Origin of the sequence: Polynucleobacter sp. 80A-SIGWE, assembly GCF_018882295.1 — a bacterium.
Taxonomy (GTDB): domain Bacteria; phylum Pseudomonadota; class Gammaproteobacteria; order Burkholderiales; family Burkholderiaceae; genus Polynucleobacter.
Map to the genome: position 1 here is coordinate 60310 of NZ_JACVOR010000001.1, position 14044 is coordinate 74353.

General features: G+C 44.2%; 17 protein-coding genes and 1 tRNA gene. 6 read left to right on the top strand and 12 right to left on the bottom strand.

Annotated features, from left to right (window positions below):
- Positions 1–32: 32 nt before the first annotated feature.
- Positions 33–353: a hypothetical protein gene (locus tag ICN25_RS00290; protein ID WP_216178522.1), complete on the bottom strand. Its 321-nt coding sequence runs from the start codon at positions 351–353 to the stop codon at positions 33–35.
- Between the two features lie 143 nt (positions 354–496).
- Complete coding sequence (locus tag ICN25_RS00295; RefSeq protein WP_216178523.1) at positions 497–1018, bottom strand: hypothetical protein; 522 nt, start codon at positions 1016–1018, stop codon at positions 497–499.
- Between the two features lie 385 nt (positions 1019–1403).
- On the opposite strand from ICN25_RS00295, the gene ICN25_RS00300 reads away from it, so the two are divergent.
- Positions 1404–1844, top strand: coding sequence for a DUF6641 family protein (locus tag ICN25_RS00300; protein WP_216178524.1), 441 nt, complete (start codon positions 1404–1406; stop codon positions 1842–1844).
- A gap of 16 nt (positions 1845–1860) precedes the next feature.
- On the opposite strand, the gene ICN25_RS00305 is transcribed toward ICN25_RS00300, so the two are convergent.
- From ICN25_RS00305 to ICN25_RS00325, 5 genes are all read right to left on the bottom strand, one after another.
- A complete protein-coding gene (locus ICN25_RS00305; RefSeq protein WP_216178525.1) occupies positions 1861–2280 on the bottom strand; it encodes a hypothetical protein in 420 nt (139 codons plus the stop codon).
- Between the two features lie 132 nt (positions 2281–2412).
- Complete coding sequence (locus tag ICN25_RS00310; protein ID WP_216178526.1) at positions 2413–2739, bottom strand: hypothetical protein; 327 nt, start codon at positions 2737–2739, stop codon at positions 2413–2415.
- 59 nt (positions 2740–2798) lie between these two features.
- Complete coding sequence (locus ICN25_RS00315) at positions 2799–4181, bottom strand: tyrosine-type recombinase/integrase (protein WP_216178527.1); 1383 nt, start codon at positions 4179–4181, stop codon at positions 2799–2801.
- A gap of 135 nt (positions 4182–4316) precedes the next feature.
- Positions 4317–4393 (bottom strand) — tRNA-Met (locus tag ICN25_RS00320).
- Between the two features lie 55 nt (positions 4394–4448).
- On the bottom strand, positions 4449–4859 hold the full coding sequence (locus ICN25_RS00325) for a hypothetical protein (RefSeq protein ID WP_216178528.1): 411 nt from the start codon (positions 4857–4859) through the stop codon (positions 4449–4451).
- Positions 4860–4905: 46 nt separating this feature from the next.
- Here ICN25_RS00325 and ICN25_RS00330 point away from each other — a divergent pair, with 46 nt between their 5' ends.
- Positions 4906–5517, top strand: a complete 612-nt coding sequence (locus ICN25_RS00330; RefSeq protein WP_216178529.1) for an MOSC domain-containing protein — start codon at positions 4906–4908, stop codon at positions 5515–5517.
- 92 nt (positions 5518–5609) lie between these two features.
- Here ICN25_RS00330 and ICN25_RS00335 read toward each other — a convergent pair whose 3' ends face one another.
- The gene (locus tag ICN25_RS00335; RefSeq protein WP_216178530.1) at positions 5610–7280 is read right to left on the bottom strand and encodes an MFS transporter; all 1671 of its coding nucleotides are present in this window, start codon (positions 7278–7280) and stop codon (positions 5610–5612) included.
- A gap of 221 nt (positions 7281–7501) precedes the next feature.
- On the opposite strand from ICN25_RS00335, the gene ICN25_RS00340 reads away from it, so the two are divergent.
- Positions 7502–9100: a gamma-glutamyltransferase family protein gene (locus tag ICN25_RS00340; RefSeq protein ID WP_216178531.1), complete on the top strand. Its 1599-nt coding sequence runs from the start codon at positions 7502–7504 to the stop codon at positions 9098–9100.
- Here ICN25_RS00340 and ICN25_RS00345 read toward each other — a convergent pair.
- Positions 9087–9716 carry a trimeric intracellular cation channel family protein gene (locus ICN25_RS00345; protein WP_216178532.1) on the bottom strand — a complete coding sequence of 210 codons (630 nt, stop codon included), beginning with the start codon at positions 9714–9716 and terminating at the stop codon, positions 9087–9089. The two genes, ICN25_RS00340 and ICN25_RS00345, sit on opposite strands and share 14 nt — an antisense overlap.
- A gap of 81 nt (positions 9717–9797) precedes the next feature.
- Here ICN25_RS00345 and maiA point away from each other — a divergent pair, with 81 nt between their 5' ends.
- The gene (maiA, locus tag ICN25_RS00350) at positions 9798–10478 is read left to right on the top strand and encodes a maleylacetoacetate isomerase (protein ID WP_216178533.1); all 681 of its coding nucleotides are present in this window, start codon (positions 9798–9800) and stop codon (positions 10476–10478) included.
- Here maiA and ICN25_RS00355 read toward each other — a convergent pair.
- Genes ICN25_RS00355 through ICN25_RS00365 form a run of 3 tightly spaced genes read right to left on the bottom strand, consistent with a single transcriptional unit; the run spans position 10449 to position 13161 of the window.
- A complete protein-coding gene (locus tag ICN25_RS00355) occupies positions 10449–11378 on the bottom strand; it encodes an AEC family transporter (protein ID WP_216178534.1) in 930 nt (309 codons plus the stop codon). The two genes, maiA and ICN25_RS00355, sit on opposite strands and share 30 nt — an antisense overlap.
- A gap of 20 nt (positions 11379–11398) precedes the next feature.
- The gene (locus ICN25_RS00360) at positions 11399–11923 is read right to left on the bottom strand and encodes a gamma carbonic anhydrase family protein (RefSeq protein ID WP_216178535.1); all 525 of its coding nucleotides are present in this window, start codon (positions 11921–11923) and stop codon (positions 11399–11401) included.
- 35 nt (positions 11924–11958) lie between these two features.
- Positions 11959–13161 (bottom strand): ammonium transporter, encoded by a 1203-nt coding sequence (locus ICN25_RS00365; protein ID WP_216178536.1) that lies wholly within the window; start codon positions 13159–13161, stop codon positions 11959–11961.
- Positions 13162–13298: 137 nt separating this feature from the next.
- Between ICN25_RS00365 and ICN25_RS00370 the strand changes: the two genes are divergently transcribed.
- Positions 13299–13661 carry a Rap1a/Tai family immunity protein gene (locus tag ICN25_RS00370; RefSeq protein WP_216178537.1) on the top strand — a complete coding sequence of 121 codons (363 nt, stop codon included), beginning with the start codon at positions 13299–13301 and terminating at the stop codon, positions 13659–13661.
- Between the two features lie 50 nt (positions 13662–13711).
- Entirely contained in the window at positions 13712–13999 is a 288-nt protein-coding gene (locus ICN25_RS00375) for a glycine zipper domain-containing protein (RefSeq protein ID WP_216178538.1), read from the top strand.
- Positions 14000–14044 lie beyond the last annotated feature (45 nt).

Genomic DNA, 14044 nt, shown 5'->3' on the forward strand with positions numbered 1-14044 from the left:
GCGACGTAGTTGTAGCTTTAGAAAAGTTTTAATCATTTCTCAGCAATTTGCTCCAGTAGCTGCCAACAATCCAATGTTGTTTTAACTGTTACATTCTTCGCTTCAACATTACCAAGTAACTCATCTAAGCTACTATCAGCTGTAATTGGCTTAATTTCTAAATTGCTCTCTTTAGCAATCTTTTCCAAATCCTGCAATGCTTTATATATCAAGCGTGCGTCATAGCTAGCATCATTTACTTCAATGTGAGTTGAGCCTATCTTATGTGACTGTGTTACATCCCTCAACTGAAGAATTAGATTGACTATTTGGTAATCCAGCAACTCACCAGTAAGTTCTGTATTTCTCAACATTTTGGTTGCCTAGTTTGTATATGTTTATGTCTTCTAATATTACCCTATCACTTTAATAGTTTTTAGTTATAGCTTCGCTAATTAAAGCTTCATTCAGCTTTAAGTGCTATCAGCAAGAGACAACTTAAGTCAGTAGTGCTGTACTACGCTAAATCCCACAGCACGTTGTCTGTGTCTTTCATGCCTAATTCTTTGGTTAAGTATTCCATCCAGCCACTATCCACAATATCTACTTTGTACTGTGCATCTAGCTCTGATATCTTAAACTTTGCGTTGCGCACTAAACCATCCACCTCGTTCCATTTCACATAGCTAGGCAGGTCACCAATTGCCATATGTAAATGTAAGTTCTTACCTGTACGCTCACCTTCCACTACTACTAAGTATTTCAATCCGTTGCCATAACGCTTTGCGCTACTACCAAACACTTGCTGGTTTAGCTTTTGCGTAAAGTGCTTAGCTATGCGTCTTACCTCGTCTTTGTCCAATTTCTGTATGTACGCACCATTAGCGTTTTTAACGAGATTGGACTGTTTAAGCGTAAGGGTTAAAGCAAGTGGGTATTGCTTGTGTAAGCTGTTTAACCAAGTGCGTGTAGCCTGCTTTTGCGTAGGCATAGCAGTAGGGCAATAGGCTGTTTTTTGTCTTATTTGGTCTAAGTTCATGCTTTTATTTAGCTGACCTAATAAAAGGCCTAATATTTCCAGCTTTTCTTATCTAGAAAAGTGAGCCTATATTCAAAAATATGCCTATTTTTTAAGCACCATTTAAGCGTTTTTTGCCTAAAGCTAAGCAAAGTCCTGTCCCAAGCATTTAAAACGCTTGTGCGCTGTTTTAAGGGCCCTAAAACAGCTTATTTTGATAGGAAAACTATGCGCCTTGAAGAGAGATGAAGGTTTTGAGACAGAAATACCCTTTTCAGACCTAATACTAAATTTTGTATGTTTGAAATTAATAGGTTCTATTGGACGAATGAAGGCAAAAAGAGGTCGCCCATTTCGTATTTCAGGTCATAAATTAAGTGTGCCCATTAACCAATAGGAGGAAAAGATGAGCACATTAAATAGCCTTAAGTTAGTAGCAACAAAAAAACCAAGCCACACACCATCAATTGTTTTGCGTAGAAATAAACTCTCAAACAAATTGTGGGAACAGATTCAGCTAGCAAATGGTCAAATAAATGGAACTCCATTTACAGCAACAAAATTAAGATCATTCAAAGACAAGGAATCAGGTCTTACAAAGCGTATTGAAATGCCTAAGCGCATTAAGCCTTGGTGGTTCAATTCTGAAGCAGGAAAAATGTGCCTAGCTGTTAAATATGGAAGCTGGACTATTGAACTCGCCAAAGGAAAACCTAGCGTAGAAGTAGCAAACACGCGCGAGCTAGTTCAGGCGCTAGAAGTAATTAAAGGCGCTGTAGAAGCTGGTGAACTAGATTCACAAATTGAAACAGCCAGCGCAAGTTTACGAAGTGGCTTTAAGCGTTAAGAATAAAAGGGATGCTTTATGCATCCCTTTTTTTAATGAAGTATCTCTTTTTTAAAGCCTGCAAAACTTTTGTAAACGTCTTTTCGCTAAATGGTATGTTTACTGCCAAGCGTAAATTATCGCCAAAGAACCATTTTTTAGACTTCACCTCATACCACGCGTAGATGCAAATAGTGTCTGTAAATTCCTCATAGTTTATGAAGTTAATTTTTTCAGGGAAGGTGTAATCTTTAATTCCTGAATCTTCATTTATCAGCGTCATGTAGGATTCACTATCTTCATCATCAAACATACCTGTTAATGGATTTTCTGCGTATCCATTAAATGCGATCTTTATCTCATCAATTGGCGAGATGTCTTTATCTAGAATTAGCTTGTGCTGCCTTTTTCTGGCTATCTCCAAAAAGTATTCAAGGATTTCATCGTTAGGTGTCATAGGCAAGTATTTACCTACAAAGAAATGAATTCCTTATATTTGCTATACAAGGCCTATTTTCTAGCTCGTAGAGAAAGCGTACTAGCTGGTTTTAAACCACCCCCAGTTTTTACACCCCTACCCCCACCAATTTCACATCCCTCGCGGACTAGATGGAAATAATGGTCCTGCTGGAAAGGTAGGCGCTACAGGTGTATTCATTGGTGCTATTGGCACTGACTGAAATGGCTGGGTAGTTTGCGCTGTTCCAGCAGGCATGCCATTAGCATTGGAATAGTAAGTTGTATTGCCTGACTGTTGAGCAGTACCTACTGGCATGCCGTTTGCGTTGGAGTAATAGGTTGTATTGCCACTCCTTTGCGCTGTTCCAGCAGGCATGCCATTAGCATCTGAATAGTAAGTTGTTTGCGCAAATACAAGCGCAGGGGTAGCAAGCAATGCTGCAACTAGATATCTCATATCAATCTCCTTTGTAAGCTATTACCTATCTTCTAGCTTTAGGAGCTCACCAAATGAGCTTATGGCTTCTTTTTCTTCTTGGGAACTTCCCTGTATTCATACTTCTTATCAACCACTAGATCAGCTTTAATTAGCTCTCTGCTTTCCTCACCACGTAACTGATGGATAGCCTTAACTGCATCTAGGTGGCTATAGTGCTTTTCCAGCATCGCAATACTTGTGCCCATTTGCTTTGCCAATGTATGTGGTGATACTTTGTCATGAGTAAGCATCAGTGTTGCATAGGTATGCCTCAAGCTGTATGGCTGACGCTCTTTACCTGTAACTGGGTCTTCCAATAAACCATGCTCTTCCAAGAAGTTATGGAAGAGCTTTACAAAGCTAGTAGGTGCAATAAATTTAACTTCTTCTTTTTCTAAATTGCCACGTCTCTTACTTAAGAACTCTTTATATCTAAATACAAAGTCCTGAGACTTCTTTTCAATTGCCTGCGGTAAGTTCAATCCGTAATTGCGACTTGCTATACGAGTTAATGCCTCTACAGTTGCCGCCCTGCCAATAGCCTTACGCTTGCCAGTTTTCCCTGATTGAATATTGAGTATGACTGTTCGCCTCAAGTCATACGTTTCTATATTCTTTCCACGCTGATTTTCCTCACTAGGCTCTGCCTTGGAGCTACCCACCAACACTGGATCCATTGATATCTCTATTTGCGCCCACTTCAGATCCAACAGCTCCTTGCCTGGACGCGCCCCTGTATCAAGCAGCACCTCTACGTAATCCCTTAACAAAGCCCTGACTGGCTTGGAGTCTTCTCTACCAAGTTCAATCCAAGTCTCAAAGCAACCTCGCATTGCCCTTACTTCTGGCTCAGTGAACTCAACACGTCTCTCACTCTTCTTGCCCTTGGCGTGAAGCTCAGGCCTACTACTCTGAGACATATAGCCTTTTTCAATAGCTAGATCAAAAACTCTATTCAAAGCAGCGTTATGGTTTAACAAGGTGCTCTTAGTTGGCTCCTTCTTCATTTTCTTGATACGGCCTTCATCAAGCTTCTTGAGGGCTACGTAATCAATACTGTCTACCTTGTATTTGCCTAGTATTGGAATCAGATATCTATCAAGGGCAATGATGTAATCCTTGTAGATGGCTTTACCTTGTCCAGCCTCAATATCCTTCTCAAGTCTTTTGACCACAGACCTAGCCACATCCTTAAATTTCCTAGTGATAGGTGTGTAGTTGTTTTCTTTGCGTATCTGAGCCTCTAAATAGAGCTTTTTAGCCGTTTCCTTGGCTTTCTTGATGTCACGCTCACCCGTGGTGGTTCTTTGCCATAGCCCGTCTATCTTGTAGCGACACTGCCAAATGCTGCTTCGCTCTCGCAAAGCAATCAAAAGCTCGCCTTCAGTGATGATGTGGGTGGTTTCTTTTCGTGGTGACATTTTTACTCGCAGTGCTTACAGGATATAGCTTAGCGGGTTTTTAGTCAAAAAGTGTGTAGTAGGTGTGTAGTGATTAAAAATGGAAAAGGGCTAGGAGCAAATCGCCCGCTAACCCTTTTACTTACTACGTTTGTTTGGTGGCGAATCAGGGATTTGAACCCCGGACCTGCGGATTATGATTCCGTCGCTCTAACCAGCTGAGCTAATTCGCCGAACTCGTAATTGTAAATGATCAGGCGCCTTCTGTCTAAACCAACGGGGCTTGAACTACTTAATCTGAAATACGCTCACTGCCTCATCCCGGTTGTAGCGAACAAAAACCTCAATTTTCTTGGCTAGAAAGAGCTTTTTCAGAACCTCGTCCTTATTTTCAAAAATGATGGCTGTTTGCTCAGGGAAGCGCGAAAAAGGGTCGCTCATCACCTCAATAGGCTGTCCATCCACCTTGATGAGGCGAATGGTGCGCTTATATAGCCGGTCAGGCTGAATGAAAATCAGGCGCTTCACGTACTTATCTAAAACCAGCTTTTGCCCTTGTTCATTAGTCTTAAAGTAATAAACCAGCTCATCTTTACCATTTGTGGTGACATCCCGCTCCTCATCCCACTTAGCAAATGCAGTTGGGCTGGCAAGCGCACAAAGAATTGCTAGCACTAATAATCTATAAAGATGCATCATTTACTTTCTTAGTTCGACCATTTCATCTTATCAGTCATCTGCACCTATGCGACTTCTCTCTATATCTTCTGGCAAAGTAATGCCACTGTTTGGATCTCATCACCCGAACTACTCAACAGTAGCCTCAGCAATTAACAAGCAAGCTATTAGCACTCTTGCCTCCCCCGCACCAGTGGAAATCACTCGACTGGGAGTTGCAGGCGATGAGCAAGCGGATCCATCGGTACATGGCGGAATAGAGAAAGCAATTTACGTCTACCCAATAGAGCACTACGCTTTTTGGAACGAACTACTCAGTCGAGAAACTAAGAAATCAGTTGGGCTCCCCTTGGGCGCATTCGGTGAAAACTTCACAATCGAAGGTTTGCTTGAAACCGAAATATTTGTTGGGGATCAAATGCAAATTGGTGATCTTCAATTTACCGTCGTCAAACTACGCGAACCCTGCTTTAAATTCAATGCCAAGATGGGCTACAAAGGCGCTGCCAAAGCCATGCTGCAGTCAGGCTTTAGTGGTTGGTACCTACGCGTGAATCAAACTGGCATGCTTTCAGCAGGCTCTGAAATCCAGGTGCTACCAGGCCAAAGAATCACATCTATAGCCGATCAAAACCAAGCACTCTTTAATCGCGGCAATCAGAAAAATCTTTGGGACTAATCGCTGTAATTAATCGCTGCAATTAATTTCAAGCAATAAAAAACCCGACCACATAGTGGTCGGGTTTAGTTTTTGAAACAGACTAGTAAAGCTTAGTCTTTAGCGTAGATATCTACGTCTTTAGTTTCTTTAACAAACAGTACACCGATTACCAATGTCATCGCAGCGATGATGATTGGGTACCAGAGACCGTAGTAAATGTTACCGTTTTGCGCTACCAAGGCGAAGGAGATCGTTGGCAACAAGCCACCGAACCAACCGTTACCAATGTGGTATGGCAAGGACATAGATGTGTAACGAATGCGAGTTGGGAACATCTCAACTAACATCGCTGCGATTGGGCCATAAACCATGGTTACCAAAATCACCAAGTAAACCAACAAGAGCAATACAGCAACATAGTTAATGTCAGCTGGGTTTGCTTTAGCTGGGTAACCAGCAGCATTCAATGCCTCACGGATGGCTTTCTTGAACTCAGCATCTTTAGCTTTTGCATCAGCAGGTGCCAAGCCTTTTGCAGAGTAACCAGTGATTTCTGTATCACCAATCTTCACAACAGCTGTACCGCCAGCAGGGCCAGCAACAGTAGTGTAGCTAGCAGAGTTGGAAGCCATCACTTGTTTTGCAATATCGCAAGAACTTGTGAACTTAGCTGTACCTGTTGGGTTGAACTGGAATGTACATTCATTCACATCAGCAGTAATAGTTGCTGGTGATGTTGCCATTGCCTTTTCTAACGCTGGGTTAGCAAAGTGGGTCAAGGCATTAAATACAGAAACTGGTGTATTTGGAATGTATGTAATAACAGCCAATAACAAGCCACCCATGATGATGACCTTACGGCCAATCTTGTCTGACAAGCTACCGAATACAACGAAGAATGGTGTGCCGATTACCAATGAAGCGGCAATCAACAAGTTCGCAGTCTTAGCATCTACCTTCAACACTTGTGTGAGGTAGAACAAAGCGTAGAACTGACCTGTGTACCAAACCACCGCTTGACCTGCAACCAGACCAAACAATGCCAAGATAACAATCTTCAAGTTCTTCCATTGACCGAATGACTCTGTCAAAGGAGCTTTAGATAATTTGCCCTCTTCTTTCATCTTCTTGAAAGCTGGGGATTCGTTCATTGATAAACGGATCCAAACAGAAACAGCCAACAAACCGATAGAAAGGATGAACGGAACACGCCAGCCCCAAACGTCAAAGTCTGCGCCAGTGAATTCACGTGTGAACAAAATCACTAACAAGGACAAGAACAAGCCAAGAGTAGCTGTTGTCTGAATCCAAGCTGTGTATGCACCACGACGACCGTGAGGAGCATGCTCAGCAACGTAAGTTGCAGCACCGCCGTACTCACCGCCCAATGCCAAACCTTGAAGCATACGCAATGCGATCAAGATCACAGGAGCAGCAACACCGATAGTGGCGTAGTTAGGCAGAATACCCACGATGAATGTTGCACCACCCATCAACAGGATCGTCACCAAGAAGGTGTATTTACGACCAATTAAGTCACCTAAGCGACCGAATACCAAAGCGCCGAATGGGCGAACGATAAAACCGGCAGCGAACGCAAGCAAAGCGAAAATGAAGGCTGAACCTGCATCTAGGCCTGAGAAGAATTGCTTGGCGATAACGGCAGCCAATGAACCGTAAAGATAAAAGTCGTACCACTCAAAAACCGTACCTAAAGAGGAAGCAAAAATAACTTTGCGTTCTTCAGCGGTCATTGGGGCTGCTTTAGTTGATGTTGACATCAGTAGCTCCTAACTATTTTTATTGAAATAAAAAACAACGGGTCGATTATGCTTTGAAAAAAATCAAAGAAATCCACTACTTAGGGTAATTCCCCATCAAATCGAATCGGGGTTTTCCCGAGAAAACTGCAAACTAGAGGCGATAAAGCAACATTTATTGGCCTAGCGTCTAATAGAAACATCAAGCAACATCACACATTCATTATTTGGAACTAAAAACCATGCAACAAAAATGGGGAATTCGAGGGATGGCGGTAGCACCTCACTCACTCGCATCTGAATCAGCATTAGCAGTGCTTCGCGAAGGTGGCAATGCATTAGAGGCGATGATCGCTGCTGCCGCAACCATCGCCGTTGTCTATCCACACATGAATTCCATCGGTGGCGACTCCTTTTGGGTAATTCACTCCCCAGGTAAAGCCATGGGCGGGATTGATGCCTGTGGGGCAGCAGCTGGCCTGGCAACTAAACACTGGTACGCCGAGCGTGGCATTACCACCGCAATTCCCTTCAGAGGCGCCGTTGCAGCCAATACAGTTGCAGGCACCATTTCTGGTTGGGGCGCGGCACAGCAACTTTCAAAACAAGGTTTAGGGGGAAGGCTCCCACTCTCCCGCTTATTGGCGGATGCAATTCACTATGCTGAAGCCGGTGTTCCTGTGACATTTAGCCAATCCAGTCTCACGGCTAAGAAACGTGCCGAGCTAATGAATATCCCTGGCTTTGCCGAAACATTTTTGGTGGATGGCAAAGCGCCAGAAGTAGGCAGCATCTTTAAACAGGATCGACTTGGAAAAACCTTGCGTCAAATTTCTCGCAAAGGGACTGAGGATTACTACCGCGGTGATTTAGCCGACCTCATTGCACAAGAACTCACAGACATCGGCAGTCCACTCAGGCTCGCAGACTTTCATCGACATCAAGCCAAGCTAATTGATCCGCTTGAACTCAAACACAGCTTGGGCAATGTTTACAACATGACACCGCCAACGCAGGGTGTCGTGTCTTTGATGATCATCGGCATACTGGATCAACTCAATCTCAAGCGCTTTAAAGTCGATAGCGCTGAATATGTTCACCACTGTGTTGAAGCTACCAAGCAAGCCTTCATGGTCAGAGATAAGTATGTAACCGATCCTGCTTACATGAAAAGAAATGCGCAATCATTCCTGTCCCCTGCTTTCTTAAAGAAGTTAGCAAAAAATATTGACCCCCAAAAAGCTTTGCCTTGGGGTCAAGGCAAGGGACCGGCCGATACGATTTGGATGGGCGTGATTGATGGCAATGGAAACTGTGTTTCATTTATTCAAAGTATTTATCACGAGTTTGGTGCTGGCATCGTTCTACCCAAGTCTGGAGTGAACTGGCAGAACCGCGGCTGCAGCTTCTCGCTTGATCCGAAAACGCTCAATCACCTTGAGCCCTATCGCAAACCATTCCATACACTGAACCCAGCAATGGCTTTATTTAAGGACGGTCGCTCCATGGTGTACGGCACGATGGGTGGTGATGGGCAACCTCAAACACAATGCGCGGTCTTCACTCGCACAGCAACATACGGACTTGATCCACAAGATGCCATTAGTCGGCCACGCTGGCTCTTGGGCAGAACCTGGGGGCAAACTAGTGACAGCCTAAAGTTAGAGTCACGCTTTAGTCCATGGGTAGCAAAAGAGCTTTATGCCCTAGGTCATGAAATTGAAATGCTTGATGCCTTTGATGAAACTGTTGGGCATGCAGGCTGCATTATTCGTGACCCTTCCGGCACACTACATGGTGGCTGGGATCCGCGAAGTGATGGTGCCGTTAGCGCGTTTTAGTAATAAATAATTTGGGTACGCGCAGATCCCAATAAATGGCAGCTGCGCGTAATCCAAAAATAGCGAGCATACAAATCACCGATCCCTCGAGCGTGTACTCGGGAAAGAAATTCAAAATTAGAATGTAAATGCAGCAGCCCAAAGTCACTGGGATCGCATAGAGCTCATGCGACATGAGTAAGGTTTTTCTACCGGCCAAGACATCGCGCAACAAGCCACCACCAATCGCAGTAACCACTCCCAAGATTACTGGCGCTACTGGCAGACCGAATCCCAAGTTCCAAGCCTTGTCAGCCCCCTGAATTCCAAACAAAGCCGCGCCCAGGCCATCGATGTAGAGCATCCAGCGATAAATCTGTGGCTGCGTAAAAAAAGATTCCGCTACGAAAGTAATAATGCATGCACCCAATGCAACCCAAATATAAATTTGCGCAATGGACCAAAATGCAGGCACATCCAAAATGATGTCACGCAGAGTTCCACCGCCAATCGCGGTAATCACCCCTAGAACTAGTACGCCAAAAAGATCCACGCCTCGATCGGCAATAGCTAGAACACCTGTTACCGCAAATGCGATGGTGGCAATAATGCCAATCCAGAAATTAATTTGATCCATAGCATCTAGTCTAAATCACCGACACCAGCCAATCAATGAAGTCCTCAATATACTGAGGGCAATGCCATCAAGGAATCTTTCATGAAAACTCAGCTCTATAGTTTTTGGCGCAGCTCAGCAGCCTTTCGGGTGCGTATTGCTCTTAACTTAAAAGGGCTTGATTACAATGTGATCCCGGTCAATATCGTTAAAAATGGAGGCATCCAAACTGCTGGCGAATACGCCAACAAAAATCCCAATCGCTTAGTACCCCTCTATTCCGATGGCACTCACAACATTCACCAATCTCTTGCCATCATTGAATATATCGAAGAGGTTCAACCCAATCCCCCACTATTACCCGAGACCGCAATTGATCGAGCCTGGGTACGTTCATTAGCGATGGATATCGCGATTGATGTTCACCCGCTTGGCAATGTAAGAGTGTTGCGCTACTTAATCAGGCAATTAGGTCTCAGCATGGAGGCAAAAGATGATTGGAACCAACACTGGATTACTTTAGGCTTAACCAGCTTAGAAAAACAATTAAGCTCGGACGCTAGAGTGGGTCGCTTTGCCTATGGCGATCAACCAGGCTTAATTGATATTTGCTTGGTGCCGCAAATTTTTAATGCGCTCAGCGCAAAGCTCGATATGAGAGCCTATCCAACTCTGATGAAAATATTTAATGAGTGCATGAAGCTACCAGCATTTATTGACGCCTCTTGGGAAAAGCAAATCGATGCAGAGGGATCAAACCCCCCTGCTCCACCACAAGAATAAAGACAGCGTTAACAAAGAACCGATTGTGGTTAAAAGCACCACTCGAGAAATCATTCGGCCATCTGCGCTGTAGTACTGCGCCAACATAAATGGTCCCGTACCAGTGGGAAGCGCTGCCAGTATTACCACTGCACTTACCCACAATGCAGGTAAATCCAAGATTGGTCCGGCTATGAACCAAGCAATGAATGGTTGAATAATTAATTTTGCAAAACTAACACCCCATGCCTCTTGCTGAGCTGACTTTTCATTTTGCATCAAAAAGAGTCCGATAGAAACCAACGCACAAGGAGTTGCAGCTGCAGCCAGAAAAGAAATAACTTGCGCTAATGGGTCATACAAAACTAAATCCGTAGATGACCATAACAAACCTGCCACAGGCGCAACTAGTAATGGATTGGTGCACAGTGACTTCAGTACGCTCCAAGCAATTTCATGAGATTTTTTGTGAGACTGTATGCCAACTTCAATCAGGACGGTTGCTATAGCAAACATCACAAACACAATAAAAGTAGAAATGATTGCTGGCGCTAAACCATCCTGACCAAGAGCTAGAACACAGAGCGGAATACCCATATATCCCGTATTGGAGTAAGACGCACTCAAGCCTGAGAAACTTGCGGCCACTAAATCTCGATTGCGCAACCAACTAACTACCAATACAAGAATAAATACTACCAAGCAACTCAGAAAAAAAGCGGCAATAAAGCCTGGCTGCCATAGTGTTTGCCAACTACTACTAGAGGCAAATTGAAATAGCTGCGCAGGTAAGGCGAGCCACACTACAAAACGATTTAATTCTATGGATGCGCTTTCGCCTAATTTGCCTGTACGTCCACAAATATAGCCAATCAGAATGAGAGCAAATACCGGAAAGACGACATTGAAGACGTAGAACAATTTAGGCGTGCTTTTTTAAATCAGGCAATTTTCTTCAGAGTCTGCTGGTAGCGCTGTGCATTCTTGATATAGCGACCGGCAATATCTTGAATGCCAGCAATCTGCTCTGGACTTAGCGTCTTCACTGCCTTAGCAGGTGAACCCAAAATCATTGAACCATCTGGAAATTCTTTACCCTCGGTAACTAATGCGCCAGCACCTACTAAACAGTTCTTGCCGATTTTGGCGCCATTCAAAATCACAGCGCCAATACCAATCAAACTTCCATCGCCGACATGACAACCATGCAGCATCACTTGGTGGCCAACGGTGACATTTTTGCCAATGATGAGAGGATAGCCAGGGTCCGTATGCAGAATTGAAGCATCTTGCACATTACTGCCCTCGCCAATTTGAATCAGATCGTTATCACCACGGATAACTACTTTGGGCCACACGCTCGCATTTTTATGCAGCTCGACCCTGCCGATAACTTCCGCGCTCTCGGCAACCCAAGCTCCCTCGTCTAAGCGGGGAGTATTTCCATCTAGTTCAAATATAGCCATCACTCATTATAGGTAATGGCTATATTTAAGAAAGCCTACCAGTTCGGCTCACGATCAGGAGTGGAAGAAATCCGGTGAATACTCAAATCAGCACCTTCAAACTCTTCCTCTTGCGACATCCGGATACCTAAAACAGCCTTGAGCAATCCGTAGACCACAAAGCCACTAACAAGCGCGATAGCAACTCCTAAGCCACTTCCAATTAACTGGCCTAAGAAAGTCACACCACCAATACCGCCCAGTGCTTTGGCTCCGAAAATACCTGCAGCCAGTCCTCCCCACAAACCGCATAGGCCATGAAGAGGCCAGACTCCCAATACATCATCAATCTTCCAGCGATTTTGGACCAAGGTAAACATATATACAAAGAGAGCACCAGCAATTAAGCCAACCACTAAGGCGCCCATCGGATGCATTAAATCTGATCCTGCGCAAACTGCAACCAAGCCAGCTAAAGGACCGTTGTAAGTAAAGCCCGGATCGTTACGACCAATAATCCATGCAGCTAAAGTACCTCCAACCATCGCCATCAAAGAATTCATTGCCACTAAGCCGCTGACCTTATCAATAGTCTGGGCACTCATAACGTTAAATCCAAACCAACCTACCGCCAAAATCCAAGCACCCAATGCCAAGAACGGAATGCTTGAAGGTGGATGGGCTGCAACGTTGCCATCTTTGGTATAGCGGCCACGACGTGCACCCAAAAGAATCACCGCTGGTAAAGCGATCCAACCGCCAACCGCGTGCACTACAACGGATCCCGCGAAGTCATGAAACTCTTCACCAGTAAGTGACTTGATCCACGCTTGGATACCGTAATGCTGATTCCAGGCAATACCCTCAAAGAAGGGGTAGATGAAGCCAACCAGAATAAAAGTGGCAATTAATTGAGGATTAAACTTCGCGCGCTCAGCAATACCGCCAGAGATGATTGCCGGAATAGCAGCAGCAAAGGTCAGCAAGAAAAAGAATTTAACTAGTTCATAGCCATTTTTCTCGGCCAATAATTCAGCGCCAGAGAAAAAATCTACGCCATAGGCAATGCTGTAGCCAATAAAGAAATAAGCAATGGTTGACACTGCAAAATCGACCAAGATTTTGACCAAAGCATTGACTTGGTTCTTTTTACGAACAGTCCCAAGCTCCAGAAATGCAAACCCCGCATGCATAGCCAGCACCATGATGGCGCCAAGCAAAATAAATAAGACATCGCTGCCTGATTTCAAAGTTTCCACTGAAATACCCCCTATGTTTTTTGCATCATTATGGGGAATATTAAGACCGAATTTGGGCATAAGTGCACTTATTTAGTGCAATTTAATGCTCTTAATATGGTTTATTATCAAATTTACATACACCCAAGGGAGAACCCATGAAAAAAGTTTTAGTTCTATTGGCCGCCTTAGGCGCATTTTCTGGCTTAGTACAAGCTCAAGAAAAAATTCAGGTATTGAGCACACAAGAGCTCGTGAATGTCTGCAAATTGCCAGCTAGCCCAGAATCTCGTAGCTTTTGCGTAGGCTACACAACAGCTATTTACGACACGTATTTGTCTACACGTCATCCACAGCGCGCTAAGCCTTTCATTTGCGTAAAACAACCAGCGCCGTCACGCGATGAAGTTATTGGTGATTTTGTAAAATTCGCTCAATCCAATCAACAAACTGCTGATAAACCAGCATCCGGTGTTTTCTTGGGCTTCTTGGCAGCACGCTTTCCTTGCGCCAAAAAATAATTCAAAACATTTAGTCAATTCAATATTTAAAGAAACAAGGAACAGTTGATATGAAAAAAATTATCGCTATTACTGCCGCAACCCTAGCAATCGCAGGTTGCTCAAACATGAGCAACACTGAGCAACGCACTTTATCTGGCGCTGGCATCGGTGCAGCTGCAGGTGCAGTTGGCACAGCCATTTTCCACGGCAACCCAATCTGGGGCGCAGTTGGTGGCGCAGCAGTTGGTGCAGCATCTGGTTACGCTTATGATGCCTACAAAAAAGAGCAGGCCTCTCAGTACAACTCTGGTTACAACGCTGGAAAAAATAATCAGCCTGCTAATGCTCCCCAGTAATTTCTAGGAAGCTTGCAGACTAGATTAGATCTAGCGGCGGAAAAA

Excerpts from the sequence above, each read along its gene's own strand:
- ICN25_RS00290 (WP_216178522.1), bottom strand. The coding sequence starts at position 353 with ATGTTGAGAAATACAGAACTTACTGGTGAGTTGCTGGATTACCAAATA.
- ICN25_RS00295 (WP_216178523.1), bottom strand. The coding sequence starts at position 1,018 with ATGAACTTAGACCAAATAAGACAAAAAACAGCCTATTGCCCTACTGCT.
- ICN25_RS00300 (WP_216178524.1), top strand. The coding sequence starts at position 1,404 with ATGAGCACATTAAATAGCCTTAAGTTAGTAGCAACAAAAAAACCAAGC.
- ICN25_RS00305 (WP_216178525.1), bottom strand. The coding sequence starts at position 2,280 with ATGACACCTAACGATGAAATCCTTGAATACTTTTTGGAGATAGCCAGA.
- ICN25_RS00310 (WP_216178526.1), bottom strand. The coding sequence starts at position 2,739 with ATGAGATATCTAGTTGCAGCATTGCTTGCTACCCCTGCGCTTGTATTT.
- ICN25_RS00315 (WP_216178527.1), bottom strand. The coding sequence starts at position 4,181 with ATGTCACCACGAAAAGAAACCACCCACATCATCACTGAAGGCGAGCTT.
- ICN25_RS00325 (WP_216178528.1), bottom strand. The coding sequence starts at position 4,859 with ATGATGCATCTTTATAGATTATTAGTGCTAGCAATTCTTTGTGCGCTT.
- ICN25_RS00330 (WP_216178529.1), top strand. The coding sequence starts at position 4,906 with ATGCGACTTCTCTCTATATCTTCTGGCAAAGTAATGCCACTGTTTGGA.
- ICN25_RS00335 (WP_216178530.1), bottom strand. The coding sequence starts at position 7,280 with ATGTCAACATCAACTAAAGCAGCCCCAATGACCGCTGAAGAACGCAAA.
- ICN25_RS00340 (WP_216178531.1), top strand. The coding sequence starts at position 7,502 with ATGCAACAAAAATGGGGAATTCGAGGGATGGCGGTAGCACCTCACTCA.
- ICN25_RS00345 (WP_216178532.1), bottom strand. The coding sequence starts at position 9,716 with ATGGATCAAATTAATTTCTGGATTGGCATTATTGCCACCATCGCATTT.
- maiA (WP_216178533.1), top strand. The coding sequence starts at position 9,798 with ATGAAAACTCAGCTCTATAGTTTTTGGCGCAGCTCAGCAGCCTTTCGG.
- ICN25_RS00360 (WP_216178535.1), bottom strand. The coding sequence starts at position 11,923 with ATGGCTATATTTGAACTAGATGGAAATACTCCCCGCTTAGACGAGGGA.
- ICN25_RS00370 (WP_216178537.1), top strand. The coding sequence starts at position 13,299 with ATGAAAAAAGTTTTAGTTCTATTGGCCGCCTTAGGCGCATTTTCTGGC.
- ICN25_RS00375 (WP_216178538.1), top strand. The coding sequence starts at position 13,712 with ATGAAAAAAATTATCGCTATTACTGCCGCAACCCTAGCAATCGCAGGT.